This is a genomic window from Kitasatospora sp. NPDC051853 (genome assembly GCF_044452665.1).
In the GTDB taxonomy this organism is placed as follows: Bacteria; Actinomycetota; Actinomycetes; order Streptomycetales; family Streptomycetaceae; genus Kitasatospora.
The window spans coordinates 291,142-305,992 of record NZ_JBITBY010000004.1; the positions used below are offsets into that span (position 1 = coordinate 291,142).

At 73.5% G+C, this 14,851-nt stretch carries 13 protein-coding genes; 6 read left to right on the forward strand and 7 right to left on the reverse strand.

Annotated elements, in window-relative coordinates:
* Window positions 1-8: 8 nt before the first annotated feature.
* A complete protein-coding gene (locus ACIA8O_RS13530; protein ID WP_396293855.1) occupies window positions 9-1,463 on the reverse strand; it encodes a PLP-dependent aminotransferase family protein in 1,455 nt (484 codons plus the stop codon).
* Here ACIA8O_RS13530 and ACIA8O_RS13535 point away from each other — a divergent pair.
* Together ACIA8O_RS13535 and ACIA8O_RS13540 are read left to right on the forward strand one after the other, a co-directional pair.
* Entirely contained in the window at window positions 1,462-2,394 is a 933-nt protein-coding gene (locus tag ACIA8O_RS13535; RefSeq protein WP_396293857.1) for a DMT family transporter, read from the forward strand. The genes ACIA8O_RS13530 and ACIA8O_RS13535 overlap by 2 nt on opposite strands.
* 53 nt (window positions 2,395-2,447) lie before the next feature.
* Entirely contained in the window at window positions 2,448-2,969 is a 522-nt protein-coding gene (locus ACIA8O_RS13540) for a hypothetical protein (RefSeq protein ID WP_396293858.1), read from the forward strand.
* Window positions 2,970-3,020: 51 nt separating this feature from the next.
* On the opposite strand, the gene ACIA8O_RS13545 is transcribed toward ACIA8O_RS13540, so the two are convergent.
* Both ACIA8O_RS13545 and ACIA8O_RS13550 read right to left on the reverse strand, forming a co-directional pair.
* A complete protein-coding gene (locus ACIA8O_RS13545; protein ID WP_396293859.1) occupies window positions 3,021-4,103 on the reverse strand; it encodes a sugar ABC transporter substrate-binding protein in 1,083 nt (360 codons plus the stop codon).
* A 217-nt stretch (window positions 4,104-4,320) separates the two neighbouring features.
* A complete protein-coding gene (locus tag ACIA8O_RS13550) occupies window positions 4,321-5,289 on the reverse strand; it encodes an EamA family transporter (protein WP_396293860.1) in 969 nt (322 codons plus the stop codon).
* Window positions 5,290-5,637: 348 nt separating this feature from the next.
* On the opposite strand from ACIA8O_RS13550, the gene ACIA8O_RS13555 reads away from it, so the two are divergent.
* Complete coding sequence (locus ACIA8O_RS13555) at window positions 5,638-7,062, forward strand: lipase maturation factor family protein (protein ID WP_396293861.1); 1,425 nt, start codon at window positions 5,638-5,640, stop codon at window positions 7,060-7,062.
* Between the two features lie 192 nt (window positions 7,063-7,254).
* Entirely contained in the window at window positions 7,255-8,982 is a 1,728-nt protein-coding gene (locus ACIA8O_RS13560; RefSeq protein ID WP_396293862.1) for a hypothetical protein, read from the forward strand.
* A 57-nt stretch (window positions 8,983-9,039) separates the two neighbouring features.
* On the opposite strand, the gene ACIA8O_RS13565 is transcribed toward ACIA8O_RS13560, so the two are convergent.
* Window positions 9,040-9,528, reverse strand: coding sequence for a cupin domain-containing protein (locus ACIA8O_RS13565; protein ID WP_396293863.1), 489 nt, complete (start codon window positions 9,526-9,528; stop codon window positions 9,040-9,042).
* A 154-nt stretch (window positions 9,529-9,682) separates the two neighbouring features.
* On the opposite strand from ACIA8O_RS13565, the gene ACIA8O_RS13570 reads away from it, so the two are divergent.
* Both ACIA8O_RS13570 and ACIA8O_RS13575 read left to right on the forward strand, forming a co-directional pair.
* The gene (locus ACIA8O_RS13570) at window positions 9,683-10,072 is read left to right on the forward strand and encodes a hypothetical protein (RefSeq protein ID WP_396293864.1); all 390 of its coding nucleotides are present in this window, start codon (window positions 9,683-9,685) and stop codon (window positions 10,070-10,072) included.
* Between the two features lie 52 nt (window positions 10,073-10,124).
* Window positions 10,125-10,631 carry a hypothetical protein gene (locus ACIA8O_RS13575; protein WP_396293865.1) on the forward strand — a complete coding sequence of 169 codons (507 nt, stop codon included), beginning with the start codon at window positions 10,125-10,127 and terminating at the stop codon, window positions 10,629-10,631.
* On the opposite strand, the gene ACIA8O_RS13580 is transcribed toward ACIA8O_RS13575, so the two are convergent.
* The 3 genes from ACIA8O_RS13580 to ACIA8O_RS13590 form a co-directional block, all read right to left on the reverse strand.
* Window positions 10,632-11,333 carry a GNAT family N-acetyltransferase gene (locus ACIA8O_RS13580; protein WP_396293866.1) on the reverse strand — a complete coding sequence of 234 codons (702 nt, stop codon included), beginning with the start codon at window positions 11,331-11,333 and terminating at the stop codon, window positions 10,632-10,634. It abuts the gene before it with no gap.
* 87 nt (window positions 11,334-11,420) lie between these two features.
* Window positions 11,421-13,643: an NADP-dependent isocitrate dehydrogenase gene (locus tag ACIA8O_RS13585; protein ID WP_396293867.1), complete on the reverse strand. Its 2,223-nt coding sequence runs from the start codon at window positions 13,641-13,643 to the stop codon at window positions 11,421-11,423.
* 320 nt (window positions 13,644-13,963) lie between these two features.
* Window positions 13,964-14,695 (reverse strand): maleylpyruvate isomerase family mycothiol-dependent enzyme, encoded by a 732-nt coding sequence (locus ACIA8O_RS13590; protein WP_396293868.1) that lies wholly within the window; start codon window positions 14,693-14,695, stop codon window positions 13,964-13,966.
* Window positions 14,696-14,851 lie beyond the last annotated feature (156 nt).

A 14,851-nucleotide genomic window follows, 5' to 3' on the forward strand; every position in this document is an offset into this window, starting at 1 on the left:
GTCCGGCGTCAGGCGTCCGGCAGGGCGCGGGCGAGGCGGGTGATGCCCTCGGTGATGGCGGTGGGGTGGGGGGCGGCGCCGTAGGAGAGGCGGAGGTGGGGGGCCGGGGCCTCGGCGGGGAAGTAGGGGCGGCCGGGGGTGAGGGCGACGCCCTCGCGGCGGGCGGCGGCGGCGAGTTCGCGGTCGTCGGTGCCGTCGGGGAGGCGGAGCCAGAGGTGGTAGCCGCCGCGCGGGAGCGGGTCGGGGAGCAGGGCGGGGAGGTGCTGGGCGAGGGCGGTGGCGGCGGTCTGCCGGCGTTCGGCGAGGGCGGCGGAGACGGTGCGCAGCTGGCGGGCCCAGGCGGGGGAGCCGACCAGTTCGAGGGCGGTCTCCTGGAGCGGGCGGGAGACGAAGAAGGAGTCCACCGCCTGGACGGCGCGCAGCCGTTCGAAGGCGGGGCCGCGCGCGGTGAGGGCGCCGACCCGCAGGCTGGCCGAGGTGATCTTGGTGAGCGAGCGGACGTGCACCACCACACCGTCCGGGTCGTCGGCGGCCAGCGGGGCGGCGGCCAGTCGCGGGTCGGCCAGTGGTGAGTCGGCGTGCAGCAGCATCCGGGCGAAGTCGTCCTCGATCACGAAGGCCCCGGCGGCGCGGGCGATCCGCAGTACCTCGGCCCGCCGGTCGGTGGCGAGCACCGCACCGGTCGGGTTGTGGAACAGCGGCTGGCAGACGAAGGCCCGGGCGCCGCTCGCCGCGAAGGCCTCGGCCAGCAGCTCCGGGCGGACGCCGTCCCGGTCCACCGGCACCGGTACTGTCCGCAGCCCGGCGGCCCGGGCGGCAGCCAGGGTGCCGGGGTAGCCGGGCGACTCGATCAGGACGGGGGCGCCGGGGGCGACCAGGGAGCGCAGGGCGGTGGAGAGCGCGCCCTGGCCGCCGGCGGTGATCAGGACGTCGGAGGCGTGCAAGGTGCCGTCGGGCCCGCCGATCTCCCGGGCGAACCACTCGCGCAGTTCGGTCAGGCCCTCCACCGGCGGGCGGCCCCAGGCGCCGGGGCGGCGGCCGGCCCGGGCCAGGGCGGCGGCCAGGGCCCGTTCGGGCTGGAGGGAGGGGTGCAGGTAGCCGCTGTTGAGGTCGATCACCTCGGGTGGCTGGACGGCGAGCGAGGTGAGCACGCCGGTGGCGTCGGCGCGGCGGTCCGGGCCGGGGGAGGGCTCGGCGGAGAGCGCGACCTCCTGCCAGGAGACGTCCCGGGGTTCGGTGGCGGTGGTGGCGCGGGTGGCGGCCTTGAACACCCCGGCGCCAGGGCGGCTGACCACCAGCCCCTCGGCGGCCAGGGCGGCGATCGCCCGGGAGACCGTCACCGGGCTCACCTGGTGACGGTCGATCAGGGCCCGGCTGGACGGCAGCTTCTCACCCGGAGAGTAGCGGTCCAGCTCCCTGCGGAGGATGGCGGCCAGATCATTGACACTGCTACGCTCGTGCATGAGAGCACACGATAGCGCTATTCAGTCGAGCACGATAGCGGTCGGCACCCAGGGCGCCACGACCGACGAGCGGGTCAACGGCACGATCCGGGCGGCCCTGGGCGTGGTCTGCTTCTCGCTCAGCTTCCCGGCCACCGTCTGGGCCCTGGACGGCTTCGGCCCCTGGACCTCCACCGGCCTGCGCGGCCTGCTGGCCGCCGTCCTGGCCGCGGTCTGCCTCAAGGCCGGCCGGGTCCCGCTGCCCGCGCGCCGGCACTGGCCCGGGCTGGTCGCGGTGGCGCTCGGCTGTGTGCTCGGCTTCCCGCTGCTGACCACCCTGGCGCTGCAGACCTCCTCCACCGCGCACACCGCCGTGGTGGTCGGCCTGCTGCCGCTGGCCACCGCCACCGTCGCCGCGCTGCGCTCGCGGACCAGGCTCTCCCGCACCTTCTGGGGCGCGGCGCTGGGCGGGGCCGCGGTGGTGCTGGCGTTCACCCTGCAGCAGAGCGGCGGTGCGTTCAGCCTGGCCGACCTCTACCTGGCCGGGGCGCTGCTGGTCTGCGCGATCGGCTACGCCGAGGGCGGCCGGCTGGCCCGGGAGATGGCGGGCTGGCAGGTGATCGCCTGGGCGGTGGTGGTGGCCGCCCCGCTGATGGCCGTGGTGACCGCGCTCGCCCTGCCGGCCGAGCCGGCCCAGCTGACGCTCCGTTCGGTGACCGGCCTGGCCTACGTCGCGGCCGTCTCGCAGTTCGGCGGCTTCGTGCTCTGGTACCGCGGCATGGCCCAGATCGGCGTTCCGCGGGCCAGCCAACTCCAGCTCGCCCAGCCCCTGTTGACCCTCTTCTGGGCGGTGCTGCTGCTCTCCGAGGAGCTCCCGCTGGCCGCCCCGCTCACCGCGCTGGGCGTGCTGGCCTGCATCGCGATCACCCAACGGGCGCGTACGAAGGGGTAGTTGGGGAGGAAAACCGCTGTCGCGGCGGCAGGCGGCGTGCCACGCTGCTCCGCATGGGATGGACGTTCAAGCTGCATGCGGGTGTGGCCACCGGGGTGGCCGCGGTGCTGTTGCCGGCCGCCGGGCTGACCTGGCTGCCCGGGCTCCAGCCCTGGGCCGGGTCCACCCCGCTGCTCGCCGTGACGGCGGTGGCGGCGTTCGCGCTCTTCCTGGCCGCGTTCGGACGGATGGTCCTGGCGGGTGCGGACCGGCGGCTGCTGGGCCCGGCCCTGCGGTGCCTGCCGGTCGGGGTGCTCGCCGGACTGGGGGCGCTGCTGGTGGCCGGCGTGCTGATGCTCGCGGTGTCGCTGTCGGGGCAGCCCTCGCTGGAGGACCCGCGGGCGCGGGACGGGCACTACTACGCCTTCGACACCGCACCGGTGGTCCGGGCCGAGGTGGAGATCCCGCGCGGCCGGTACCAGGACGTGCTGGAGGCCGACACCAGGGCGATGGAGATCGTCCCGGCGATGCTGCTGGTCGTGTCGGCCCTGGTGGTGCTGGTGGCCGGGGAGCTCCGCGGGACGGGCCGCCGCTGAGGGCGGGCCCGTCCCTGACCGGACGTCAGGCGCGCGGCGCCGGGCTCGGCGTCAGTTGATGCCGGCCGCGGCGCAGGCCTGGGCGTGCTCCGGGTCGCAGATGTCCTCGCGCTTGTACAGGCCGCCCGCGATGACGGTCTCGGCGATCTTGGCCTTGGTGACCACGACCGGGGTGAGCAGCATCGAGGGGATCTGCTCCCCGCCGCTCTCGGTCACCGAGCTGGCCACACCGGTGATGTCGATGCCGTTGAGCAGGTAGACCGCGATGGAGGCGGCGGTGTCGGCCTCCGGCTTGTACGGCTTGTAGATGGTGTAGGTCTGCTCGCCCGTCAGCAGACGGCGGATGGCCTCGACCGAGGCGTCCTGCCCGCCGACCGGCACGTTCTTCACACCGGAGGCCTTGAGCTGGCCGATGATGGCGGTGGCCATGCCGTCGTTGGCGGAGTAGACGGCCTGGAAGCCGTCCTTGCCCAGGGAGTTGACCGCCTCGGTGGTCTTCTGGGCGGCCACCTCCGGCTTCCACTCGCCGGACTGCTCGTAGCCGATCTTCTTGACCTTGCCGTCCAGCACCTTGTGCGCGCCGGCCTTGAACATCGCGGCGTTCGGGTCGGTCTCGGAGCCGTTGATCATCACCACGGTGGCCTGCGCGGCCCTCGGGCCGAGCGCGTCCACCAGGGCCTGGCCCTGGAGTTCGCCAGTGCGGTGGTTGTCGAAGGAGACGTAGGCGGCGACCTTGCCGGCGGCCAGCCGGTCGTACGCGATCACCTTGACGCCGCGCTTGGCGGCCTCGGCCACCCACGGGCCGGTGCCCTGGGCGTTCACCGGGTCGAGCAGCACCACCTTGACGCCCTTGGCCAGCAGCGCGTCGAACTGCTTCTTCTGCACCATCTCGTCGCCGTCGGCGTTGGCGTAGTCCACCACGCACTTGGTGCACAGCCCGGCGATGGCCGACTCGATGAGCGGCTTGTCGAAGGCCTCGTACCGGGTGGAGGAGGAGCGCTCGGGCAGCAGCAGGCCGATGGTCTTGTTGCCGGTCGAGCCGGCCTCCTTGCTGTCCTGGCCGCAGGCGGCCAGCGTCAGCGCCGTCGACAGCGCGAGCATGCCGACGAGAGTGCGACGCAGTGGTGCGTTCATGGTGGTTGGTGCCTCCCTGACTGCCTGCCGCAGCGTCGCGGCAGTGCGGAGGGAGTCAAGCCTTTCTTCGGACTTGTCGTCAATAATTAAACCCTACGAAAGGGTGTGCTGAGTCAATCGTTATGGACTCGAAGGCAGTCGCCCGATTGGTTGGTATATGCCAAGGGCCCGCCTTCACCTTGAGAAGGTGGGCGGGCCCCGGGGACCTGATGCGGCGTCAGCGTTCGGTGCGCACCACCAGGACGACGGCGGCCACCACGATCGCGCCGCCCAGCACCACGGGCAGGGTGAGCGGTTCGGCCAGGATCAGCCAGCCGAGCAGCACGGCCACCACCGGATTGACGTAGGCGTAGGTGGCGACCAGCGGCAGCGGAGCGGCCTGGAGCAGCCAGGCGTAGGCGGTGAAGGCCACGATCGAGCCGAACACCACCAGGAAGGCCAGGCCGAGCCAGGAGGCGGTGGAGACCTCGGCCGGCTGGAAGCGCTGCGGCTCGCCCTTGAACAGCGAGACCGCCAGGCAGCCGAGCCCGCCCGCGATCATCTCGTAGGCGCTGGTGGCGAAGACGTTGGCGGGCATGGTGAGCCGCTTGGTGAGGAACGAGCCGCCGGCCCAGGAGAGCGTGGCCAGCAGGATCAGCCCCACGCCCAGCGGCTCCACGTCACCGCTCAACCCGGAACTGGAGAGCACCGCCAGGCCGACCAGGCCGAGCAGCACCCCGGCGACGGTGGTCCAGGACGGGCGCTGCCCGGTGGCCCAACGGGCCAGCACCAGCCAGAGCGGCACCACGGCGATGATCAGCGCGGTCAGGCCGGAGGGCACGTCGCGCTCGGCCAGCACCACCATGCCGTTGCCGCCGAGCAGCAGCATCAGGCCGACCAGGGCGGCGGAGGCCAGCTGACGGGGCGTCGCGCGGAGGGCGGCCGTGCCGCTCCTCGCCGCCACCAGGGCGAGCAGCAGCAGGCCGGCGGGGATGAAGCGCGCGGTCGCGGAGAGGAACGGGGGCATGGTCTCGACCACGACCCGGATGGCCAGGTAGGTGGAGCCCCAGACCACGTAGACCACCGCGAGGGCGGCCCAGACGGCGGGGGTGATGGAGCGGAGGGGGGAGGCGGGGGTGGTGGGGGCGGCCGTGGAGGTGGGGGACGTTCTGGCGGAGTGCGCGGATTGCTGGGGCGCGGCGGTCATGAGCCTCTCCTGGATTTGGTGCTGTCGGCGGACATGGCACCACACCCCGTGCCACCTGCGCGAGCTCGTTTGCTGCCAACCTCGGACGAGTTGCTGCCACCTGGTTACACCGGGGGCGCGGGGAACTGCGCGAATCGGAAGGCGGCCCACCGGCAACTGAACCGCCGTCAGCCGGTTGCACGTGCTGCCGTTCCCCGGCGCGCAGTTCCCCGCGCCCCCGGTGTAACCAGTTGCGCAGCCCCGGAGAGCCCTCGGGTGCGCCGAGTGGCTGACGCCGTCGGTGGGGCTGGGGGCCGGTGTCGGGCGGGAGTGGTAGTGATGGGACCGGTCCGGCGGGAGGAGGGTGGGGTGGAGTGGGTCGCGGCACCCGAGTACTGGCTCGGGCGGCTGGCCTTCCAGCGGCTGGTCGCCGCCGTCTACCTGCTCGGGTTCCTGGCCGCCGCACGGCAGTTCCGTGCGCTGATCGGCGAGCACGGCATGCTCCCGGTGCCCCGCTTCACCGCCCGGACGGGCTGGCGCCGGGCGCCCAGCCTGTTCCAGTTCCACTACACCGACCGCGCGTTCGCCCTCGCCGCCTGGACCGGCGCGGCCCTCGCCGCCGCGGTGCTGGCCGGCGCCGCCGACCACCTCCCGCTGGCCGCCGCGACGGTCCTGTGGGCGGTGCTCTGGCTGCTCTACCTCTCGATCGTCAACGTCGGGCAGGCCTGGTACTCCTTCGGCTGGGAGTCCCTGCTGCTGGAGGCCGGCGTGCTGGCCGCCTTCCTCGGCAACGAGGAGGTCGCGCCCCCGCTCCCGGTGCTGCTGCTGGCCCGCTGGCTGCTGTTCCGGGTCGAGTTCGGCGCCGGGCTGATCAAACTGCGCGGGGACAGCTGCTGGCGCGACCTCACCTGCCTGCGCTACCACCACGAGACCCAGCCGATGCCCGGCCCGCTCAGCTGGTTCTTCCACCACCTGCCCGCCCCGCTGCACCGGGTCGAGGCCGCCGCCAACCACCTGGTGCAACTCGTCGTCCCGGTCGGCCTGTTCCTGCCCCAGCCGGTGGCCGGGGTGTGCGCCGGTCTGATCATCGTCACCCAGCTCTGGCTGGTGCTCTCCGGCAACTTCGCCTGGCTCAACTGGCTCACCATCGCCATCGCCTGCACCGCCGTCCCGGCCTCCCCGCACCCCCGCCCGGTCGGCCCCCACTGGTGGCTCGGCCTGGTCGCCGCGTACACCCTGCTGGTCCTGGTGCTCAGTCACCGCCCCGCGCGTAACCTGCTCTCGCACCGGCAGGTGATGAACCGTTCGTTCGACCGCCTCCACCTGGTGAACGCCTACGGGGCGTTCGGCTCCGTCAACCGGATCCGCTTCGAGGTGGTGGTCGAGGGCACCACGGAGCTGCTGCCCGGGCCGGGGACGCGGTGGCGGGAGTACGGCTTCCACGGCAAGCCGGGGGACCCGAAGCGGATGCCGCGTCAGTTCGCGCCCTACCACCTGCGGCTGGACTGGCTGATGTGGTTCGCCGGGATCTCCCCGGCGTACGCCCGGCCCTGGTTCACCCCCTTCGTCCGCCGCCTGCTGGCCGCGGACCGGGACACCCTGCGGCTGCTCCGGCACGACCCGTTCGCGGGCGAGCCACCCGCCTACGTCCGTGCCCGGCTGTACCGTTACCGCTTCACCGACCTGCGCACCCTGCGCGGCACCGGGGCCTGGTGGGAGCGCACCCTGGTGCGCGAGTACCTCCCGCCGGTCGCCCTCGCCGACTTCCCCCAGGTGCGCGGCGATCCGCACTGAACCCGCACGACTCCCGCGCGGCCCGGGCACACCGGCCCGGCGCGCGGTCCGTTAGGGGCCGGGTTGCGTGCAGGCCTCGAACGCCCACCCGTATCCTGGCGTCCACACCGGACGCCCGCACCCTCGTCCGTGCCGGCGGAGACCGCCGCCGCCACCGCCCTGTCCGCCCAGCCACGAACCCGGACTTCACACATGACCGTGAACTACCTGAACGACGCCGACCACCCGGCGGTGGACACCCCTCCCTCCGCGACCGCCGCGCCCTCCGGCGAGGCCCGCGAGGACCTCGGCCGCTACGCCGAGCTCGGCGGGCTCTCGCTCGCCGCCGAGAGCAACCCGTGGGTCTCCGCCGCCGAGACCGTCCTCACCCCCGAGGACGCCCGCGCGGGCTCCACCGCGCTGGCCGAACTGCGCAGCCACGACCTGCTCGCCACCCGGGACACCCTGGCCGAGCTCCTCGGCTCCGCGGTCACCCCCGCCAACCTGGTCGAGCTGACCAGGCTCACCGCCATCCTCCAGCGCGCGCACGGCACTTCGGCCACCCTGCGCCCCGAGGTCTACGACACCGACCTGGACGCGCTCACCGCCGCGCTCGTCCCGTGGCGGGAACGCCGCGACCAGGGCGTCAAGCTCGGCTGGGGCCGCCGCCGCAAGCTCCGCGCCCAGGCCAAGCACCTCGCCGTGGACGGCCGCACCCGCCGCGCCGACCTGCTCGACGCGGTCCGGGCCGCCGCCGCCACCCAGGGCGAGTGGGCCTCCGCCGGAGCGGTCGGCCGTCCGGCCCCGGTCGCCGACCCGGCCCGGCTGACCACCCTCGCCCAGACCGTCGAGGAGATCGGCCAGGCCGCCCGCGCGCTCGGCGCCCTGCTCCCCGACTACGCGCTGGACGCCCTCCCGCTGGGCGAACTCGCCGACCTGGTCGACCGGTTGGCCGCCGACGAGGGCACCCTGTACCGGCTGCCCGCGCTCCGCGCCCTGCGCGCCTCGCTGCTCGCGGCGGAGCCGGAGCTGCTCGACCTGCTGGGCGAGCTGGCGGACCGTCAGGCCGACCGGGACGCGGCGCTCGCGGCCTACGACCGGCTGCACGGCACCGCGACCGAGGCGGAGGCCATCCAGGTCCTCGCGGCCGGGCCCCGCGAGGCGGAGCCGGCGGCGGAGGCCGTCGAGGAGGCTGCCGAGCCGGAGGCCGCGGCCGAGGCTGAGACCGAGACCGAGGCTGAGACCGAGACCGAGACCGAGACGGAGGCCGTGATCGAGGCCGAGGCCACGGTCGAGACGGAGGTCGAGGCTGAGGCAGCGGCTGAGCCCGAGCCGGAAGCCGTGGTCGAGGCTGAGCCGGAGGCCGAACTCGCGCCCGTGGCCGAGGTGCTGACGGAGGTCGAGCCCGAGCCGGTCGTCGTCGAGGTTGAGCCGGAGCAGGTCGAGGAGCTGGCGGCCGAGGTCGAGCCGCTCGTCGAGGAGCCGGTGGTCGAGGTCGAGCCCGAGCCGGAGGCCGAGCCCGTCGTGGAGCCGGTCGTCGCCGAGGCGGAGCCTGTGGTCGAGCCGGAGCCGCTCGTCGAGGAGCCGGTGGCCGAGGTCGAGCCCGAGGTCGTCGTGGCCGAGGAGTCCGCGCCCGTTGCCGAGCCGGAGCCCGTCGTGGCCGTGGCCGAGGCTGAGCCGGTCGTCGAGGCCGAGGCCGTGGCTGTCGAGCCGGCGAAGAAGGCGCGCCGTCCGAAGAAGCCCGCGATCACCGAGGGCCGGGCGGTGACCGCCTACGAGCCGGCCGAACTGGTCGCCCTGGTGCGGTGGTTGGAGAGCGACGGCGCCGAGCGCACGGACGACGAGCTGCTCCGCGCCGCCGTCAAGGAGCTGGGCTTCTCCCGGGTCGGCCCCCGGCTGAAGGAGGCGCTGGCCCCGGCCGTCGCCGAGGTCCGTTCCTGACCCGAGGTCGGACGTGCGGAACCCCCTGGACCCGTCCGGTCCAGGGGGTTCCCGCGTTCAGCGGCCGCTGCGGGCCTGCCAGGCCTCGCTCTCGACGTAGTGGTTGTCGTAGTGCTCGCCCGACTCGCGGATCTCCTGCCAGCTGGCCTCGCCCTTGTTGACCCGGTCCAGCAGGCGGTAGTAGTCGAAGCGGTCCATGCCCGGGGTGAAGAACACCAGGACGTCGGCGGTGGAGCCGGCGGCCGGGGCGAAGGCGTGCTTGGTGCCGGCCGGGACGGCCAGGAAGTCGCCCTGGCGGAGGGTCTCGACGCGGTCGTCGACCAGGACGTCGAGCTCGCCCTCCAGGCCGAAGAAGAACTCGGTGGCCCGGGTGTGGAAGTGCGGCGGGGCGCCGGTCGCGCCCTTCTCGAAGGTGGCCCGGTTGCTGGTCACCTTGCCCCCGGTGGCGGCCGAGTCGGCGAACAGGGTGATCAGGCTGCCGGGCGCGTCGGTCAGCACCTCGGCGGCTGCGGCGCGGACCAGGACGACGTCGTGCTTCTCGGACATGTGGGCTCCCCCTCGTGCGGTTCTCGCTTGCTTCGATGATCAGCCTACGGGGGAACCGGCCCAGTCATCTGGTCCATTCGATCACCCGATCCCTTGGGCCACTTACAGGGCTGCTAGACTTTGAACGCGTTCAAGAGGGCTCGTGGGGGGAACCATGACATCTGACCCGGTCCGCCGGTCGCCGCGCGTGCTCGCGGCCCTGGCCTTTGCGACCTGCCTTCCGGCCTTCGTGGAGGGGCTCTTCAGGGACGACATCGACCTCGACGAGTTGGCGGCCCTGTTGGGCCTGTTCACCCTGCTGCCCCAGATCTGCCGTGACCGGTGGCTGTTCCGCGTCCTCTCGGTGATCGTCGGCATCCTGGTCGCGTTCCTGAGCATGGGATTCACCTTCTCGGGAGGGCTGCTCATGCTGCCGGCCGGAATCTTCCTCCTGCTGGCGGGCCGTCAGGCGAGCGAGAAGGACCGCCGGGTTCCCGCCGTGCTCGGCGGCGTGCTCGCCGCCCTGGTCTGCTGGTTCTGGCTCGTCCCCGTGTTCAACGGCTGACCTTCCCTCAGGTCGCCGCCCGTCCAGTCCGTCGACCGACCCAGGGGGCGTCGTGTCATCCGCACCGGTCGGCTGGGCGCCGCGCTCGCTCGCGGCCTTCGCCGCTCTCTTCGACCTCGAGCTGGCCTTCCTCCAGACGGCCTCCCGGCCGCTGGCCCTGCTCCTGCTGGCCGTCAGCACCCTGCCCCAGCTCTGCCGCCGCCCCACCCGCTTCCGCACCACCGCCCTGCTGCTCGGCGGCCCTGCCACCGCCCTCGGGCTGCTCGGTGGCTGGCCGGCCGTGCTGGCCCTGCCCACCGGGCTGCTCCTGCTGCTCGCCGGGTGGCAGGTCGGTCCGGTGACCCGGGTGGTGCCCCTCCTGGTGGGCGGGGTGGTCGCCGCCCTGGCGATCGGACTCCTCACCGTCCTGCTGGCCGGGGAGGTCCGGTACTGGACGGCCGCGGTCTCCTTCGATCCGGCCCGGTCGGTCGCCGAACGGGAGGCCCTGCGGGCCTCGGCCGCGCCGTCGCCCGGGGACCGCGAGGTGCACCTGTGCCGGGTCCCCGAGCACGAGTGCTGATCAGGCGTCAGGGGCCTCGCCGCCCGGGGCCACGGCGCCCAGGAAGGTGATGCTGCGGCTCTGCGTGAAGCCGAGGGCCTTGTAGAGGCGGATCGCGTCGACGTTGTCGCCGGCGGCGTGCAGGAACGGGACCTCGTCGCGGTCGCGGATGCCGGCCGCCACCGCGCGGACCAGGCGGGCGGCCAGGCCCCGGCCGCGGTGCGAGGGGGCGGTGCAGACGGCGCTGATCTCGGTGTGGCCGACCGGGTGCATCCGCTCGCCCGCCATCGCGACCAGGACGCCGTCCTGACGGAGGCCCAGGTAGCGGCCGAGCGCGATGGTGCGGGCCTCGAACGGGCCGGGGCGGGTGGCCGCCACCAGGGCCAGCATCTCCGGGACGTCCTCGGGGCCGAGCTCCACCGCCTCCGGGTCGTGGGCGTGCGCCAGCCGGTCGCCGACCAGCTGGACGCCGTCGAGCGAGAAGGTCACCTGCCAGCCGGCCGGCGGGGCGATCCCGGTCCCGGCCAGCAGGGCGAAGCCGCCCGGCCCGGTGAGGGCGGCCAGATCGGCCCAGTCCGCCTCGGTCGGGTCGTCGGGGAGGGCGTGGAAGGGGGAGACGTCGGCCGGGTAGCGGGCGGCCCGGCCGCGGCGCTCGGCGAGTGCGGCGTGCGGCCCGAAGAGCGCGGAGTGGGCCGGGTTGGCGAGCGGGTCGGGGTGCGGCATCGCTGGTCCGTTCTCGTGGTCCTGGACAAAGGGGGAGGGGCCCCACGGCTGCGCCGCGGGGCCCCTCGTTCACGCTCTGACGGTGCGTCAGCCCAGCTGGGCCAGCGCCTCGTTGAAGGTGGCGGACGGGCGCATCACGGCCGCGGCCAGCTCGGGCGACGGCTGGTAGTAGCCACCGATCTCGACCGGCGAGCCCTGCACCGCGATCAGCTCGGCGACGATGGTCTCCTCCTGCTCCGCCAGGGTCTTGGCGAGGCCGGTGAAGGCGGCGGCGAGCTCGGCGTCGGCGGTCTGCTGCGCCAGCTCCTGGGCCCAGTACAGGCCGAGGTAGAAGTGGCTGCCGCGGTTGTCGATGCCACCGAGGCGGCGGCTCGGCGACTTGTCCTCGTTGAGGAAGGTGCCGGTGGCGCGGTCCAGGGTGTCCGCGAGGACCTGGGCGCGGGTGTTGCCGGCGGTCTGGGCCAGGTGCTCGAAGCTGGCGGCCAGCGCGAAGAACTCGCCCAGGCTGTCCCAGCGCAGGTAGTTCTCCTTGACCAGCTGCTGGACGTGCTTCGGGGCGGAGCCGCCGGCGCCGGTCTCGAACAGGCCGCCGCCGTTCATCAGCGGGACGACCGAGAGCATCTTGGCGCTGGTGCCCAGCTCCAGGATCGGGAACAGGTCGGTCAGGTAGTCGCGCAGCACGTTGCCGGTGACCGAGATGGTGTCCTCGCCGCGGCGGATGCGCTCCAGCGAGTAGGCGGTGGCCTTGACCGGGGAGAGGATCTCGATGGTCAGGCCCTCGGTGTCGTGCTGCGGCAGGTACTCGTTGACCTTGCCGATCAGCACCGCGTCGTGGGCGCGGGTCTCGTCCAGCCAGAAGACGGCCGGGCTGCCGGTGGCGCGGGCGCGGTTGACGGCCAGCTTGACCCAGTCCTGGATCGGGGCGTCCTTGGTCTGGCAGGAGCGGAAGATGTCGCCGGCCTCGACGGCCTGCTCCAGCACCACGTTGCCCTCGGTGTCGACCAGGCGGACGGTGCCCGCGGTGGCGATCTCGAAGGTCTTGTCGTGGCTGCCGTACTCCTCGGCGGCCTGGGCCATCAGGCCGACGTTCGGGACCGAGCCCATGGTGGCCGGGTCGAAGGCGCCGTGGGCGCGGCAGTCGTCGATGACGACCTGGTAGACGCCGGCGTAGGAGCTGTCCGGGAGGACGGCGAGGGTGTCGGCCTCCTGGCCGTCCGGGCCCCACATGTGGCCGGAGGTGCGGATCATGGCCGGCATCGAGGCGTCGACGATGACGTCGGACGGCACGTGCAGGTTGGTGATGCCCTTGTCCGAGTCGACCATCGCCAGGGCCGGGCCCTCGGCGAGCTCGGCCTCGAAGGAGGCCTTGATCTCGGCGCCCAGGTGCGGCACGTTGTCCAGGCCGTCGAGGATGCCGCCCAGGCCGTTGTTCGGGTTCAGGCCGGCCGCGACCAGCGCCTCGCCGTACTTGGCGAAGGTCTGCGGGAAGAAGGCGCGGACCACGTGGCCGAAGATGATCGGGTCGGAGACCTTCATCATGGTGGCCTTCAGGTGCACCGAGAACAGCACGCCCTGGGCCTTGGCCTCGGCGACCTGGGCCGCGAGGAACTCGCGCAGCGCGGCGACGCGCATGACCGAGGCGTCGACGACCTCGCCGGCCTGGACCGGGACGGACTCGCGCAGCACGGTGGTGGTGCCGTCGGCGGCGACCAGCTCGATCTTGAGCTGGCCGGCCTCGGCGATCACGGCCGACTTCTCGGTGGAGCGGAAGTCGTTGACGCCCATGGTGGCGACGTTGGTCTTGGACTCCGGGGTCCAGGCGCCCATGCGGTGCGGGTGGGCCTTGGCGTAGTTCTTCACCGAGGCGGGGGCGCGGCGGTCGGAGTTGCCCTCGCGCAGGACCGGGTTGACCGCGGAGCCCTTGATCTTGTCGTAGCGGGCGCGGACGTCGCGCTCCTCGTCGGTCTGCGGCTCGTCCGGGTACGCGGGGAGCGCGTAGCCCTGGGCCTGCAGCTCGGCGATGGCGGCCTTGAGCTGCGGGATCGAGGCGGAGACGTTCGGGAGCTTGATGATGTTGGCCTGCGGGGTCTTGGCGAGCTCGCCGAGCTCCGCGAGGGCGTCGCCGATGCGCTGGCCCTCTTCGAGACGCTCCGGGAAGGCGGCGATGATGCGGCCGGCCAGGGAGATGTCACGCGTCTCCACCCGCACGCCCGCGGTCGAGGCGTACGCCTGGACGATCGGGAGGAACGAGTACGTCGCCAGGGCGGGCGCCTCGTCGGTGTGGGTGTAGATGATGGTCGAGTCAGTCATCGGTACTCCGCTTCACGGCTACAACGTCTCGACATCAAGATATCCCGTGACAGCTCCTTTTTGACAACCAACCCCGCCCAGACTTCTTCCAGTCGGCGGCCGGGGTGGCCGGGACGCCTCCGGCGGTGGCCGGGGCCGAGGGGTGGGGTCGGGGGTGGGGCCGGTCGGATGCCTCCGGCGGGTGCGGTTCCTGCTGCGCGAGCCCCCGCCGGCGGCGTGCGGCCACCCCGCGCCTGCCCTGCCGGCGGCTTTCGGCCCTCCTGGATGAGCGCCTGACCTCGCCGGAGGGGGCCGGCCTTCGTGTGCGCGCCCGGCGGGGGTCAGTTGCGGCGGAAGGCGGTGAGGGCGGCGGCCAGGTCCTCCGGGGTGCCGAACACCTCCAGGTCGGCCGGGGTGCGGCGCTGCCAGAGGAAGAGGAGCAGTTCGGAGGCGGTGCCCCGGACGGCGACGGCGCCCTTGGCGTGTTCGGTGAGGAGCTGCCAGGTGCCGTCCCCCGCCACCCGCAGGGTCCACTCGCCGGGGCCGTCGGTGGCGTGCAGGTGGAGGCCGTCGGCGGGGAAACCGGCCGGCGGGGCCGGGTGGCGGCAGATCGAGAGGAACTCCTCGACGCCGTCGGCCGCGAGCTCGCGCTCGATCGCCTCGTCACGGCCGAGGGCGTTGAGCGCGTCCCAGGTGTGCACCGCCGTCTCGTGCGCCAACCGGCGCTGGATGAACCCGGCGTCCCGGCGGGTGGACCAGGACCAGCGCGGCTCCTCGGGGTCGAGCACCTCGACGGCGGCGGCGCAGGCCTCGGCGCCCGCGGCCAGCCAGCCGGGCAGCTCGGCGTCGTCCTCGGGGGCGTCCGCCGCGCCGGTCCAGGCCTCGGGGTCGGTGAGGGTGCCGTCGGCGATCGCGGTCCAGAAGCGGTGCACGGTGCCGGTGTGGAACAGCAGGTCGCCGAGGGTCCAGTCGGGGCAGCTGGGCACCCGGGTGGTGAGGTCCGCGTTCGCGGTGGCGATGGCCATCCGCTCGGCGTGGTGGCGGAGGGCGGACGCGTAGTCAGATCGGTTCACGGGTCCGGACTTTAGGGGCAGGGGTGAGCCACGGGCCAACGTTCATTCATCTGAGCTTATGCAAGGTTGGCTGAAATTCATCCTAGCTAATGAGCTCTCCGCCGTGCCAGTGTTGCGGCCGTCCCCAGGGCCCGGGAGTCACCCTCCCGTCGGCGG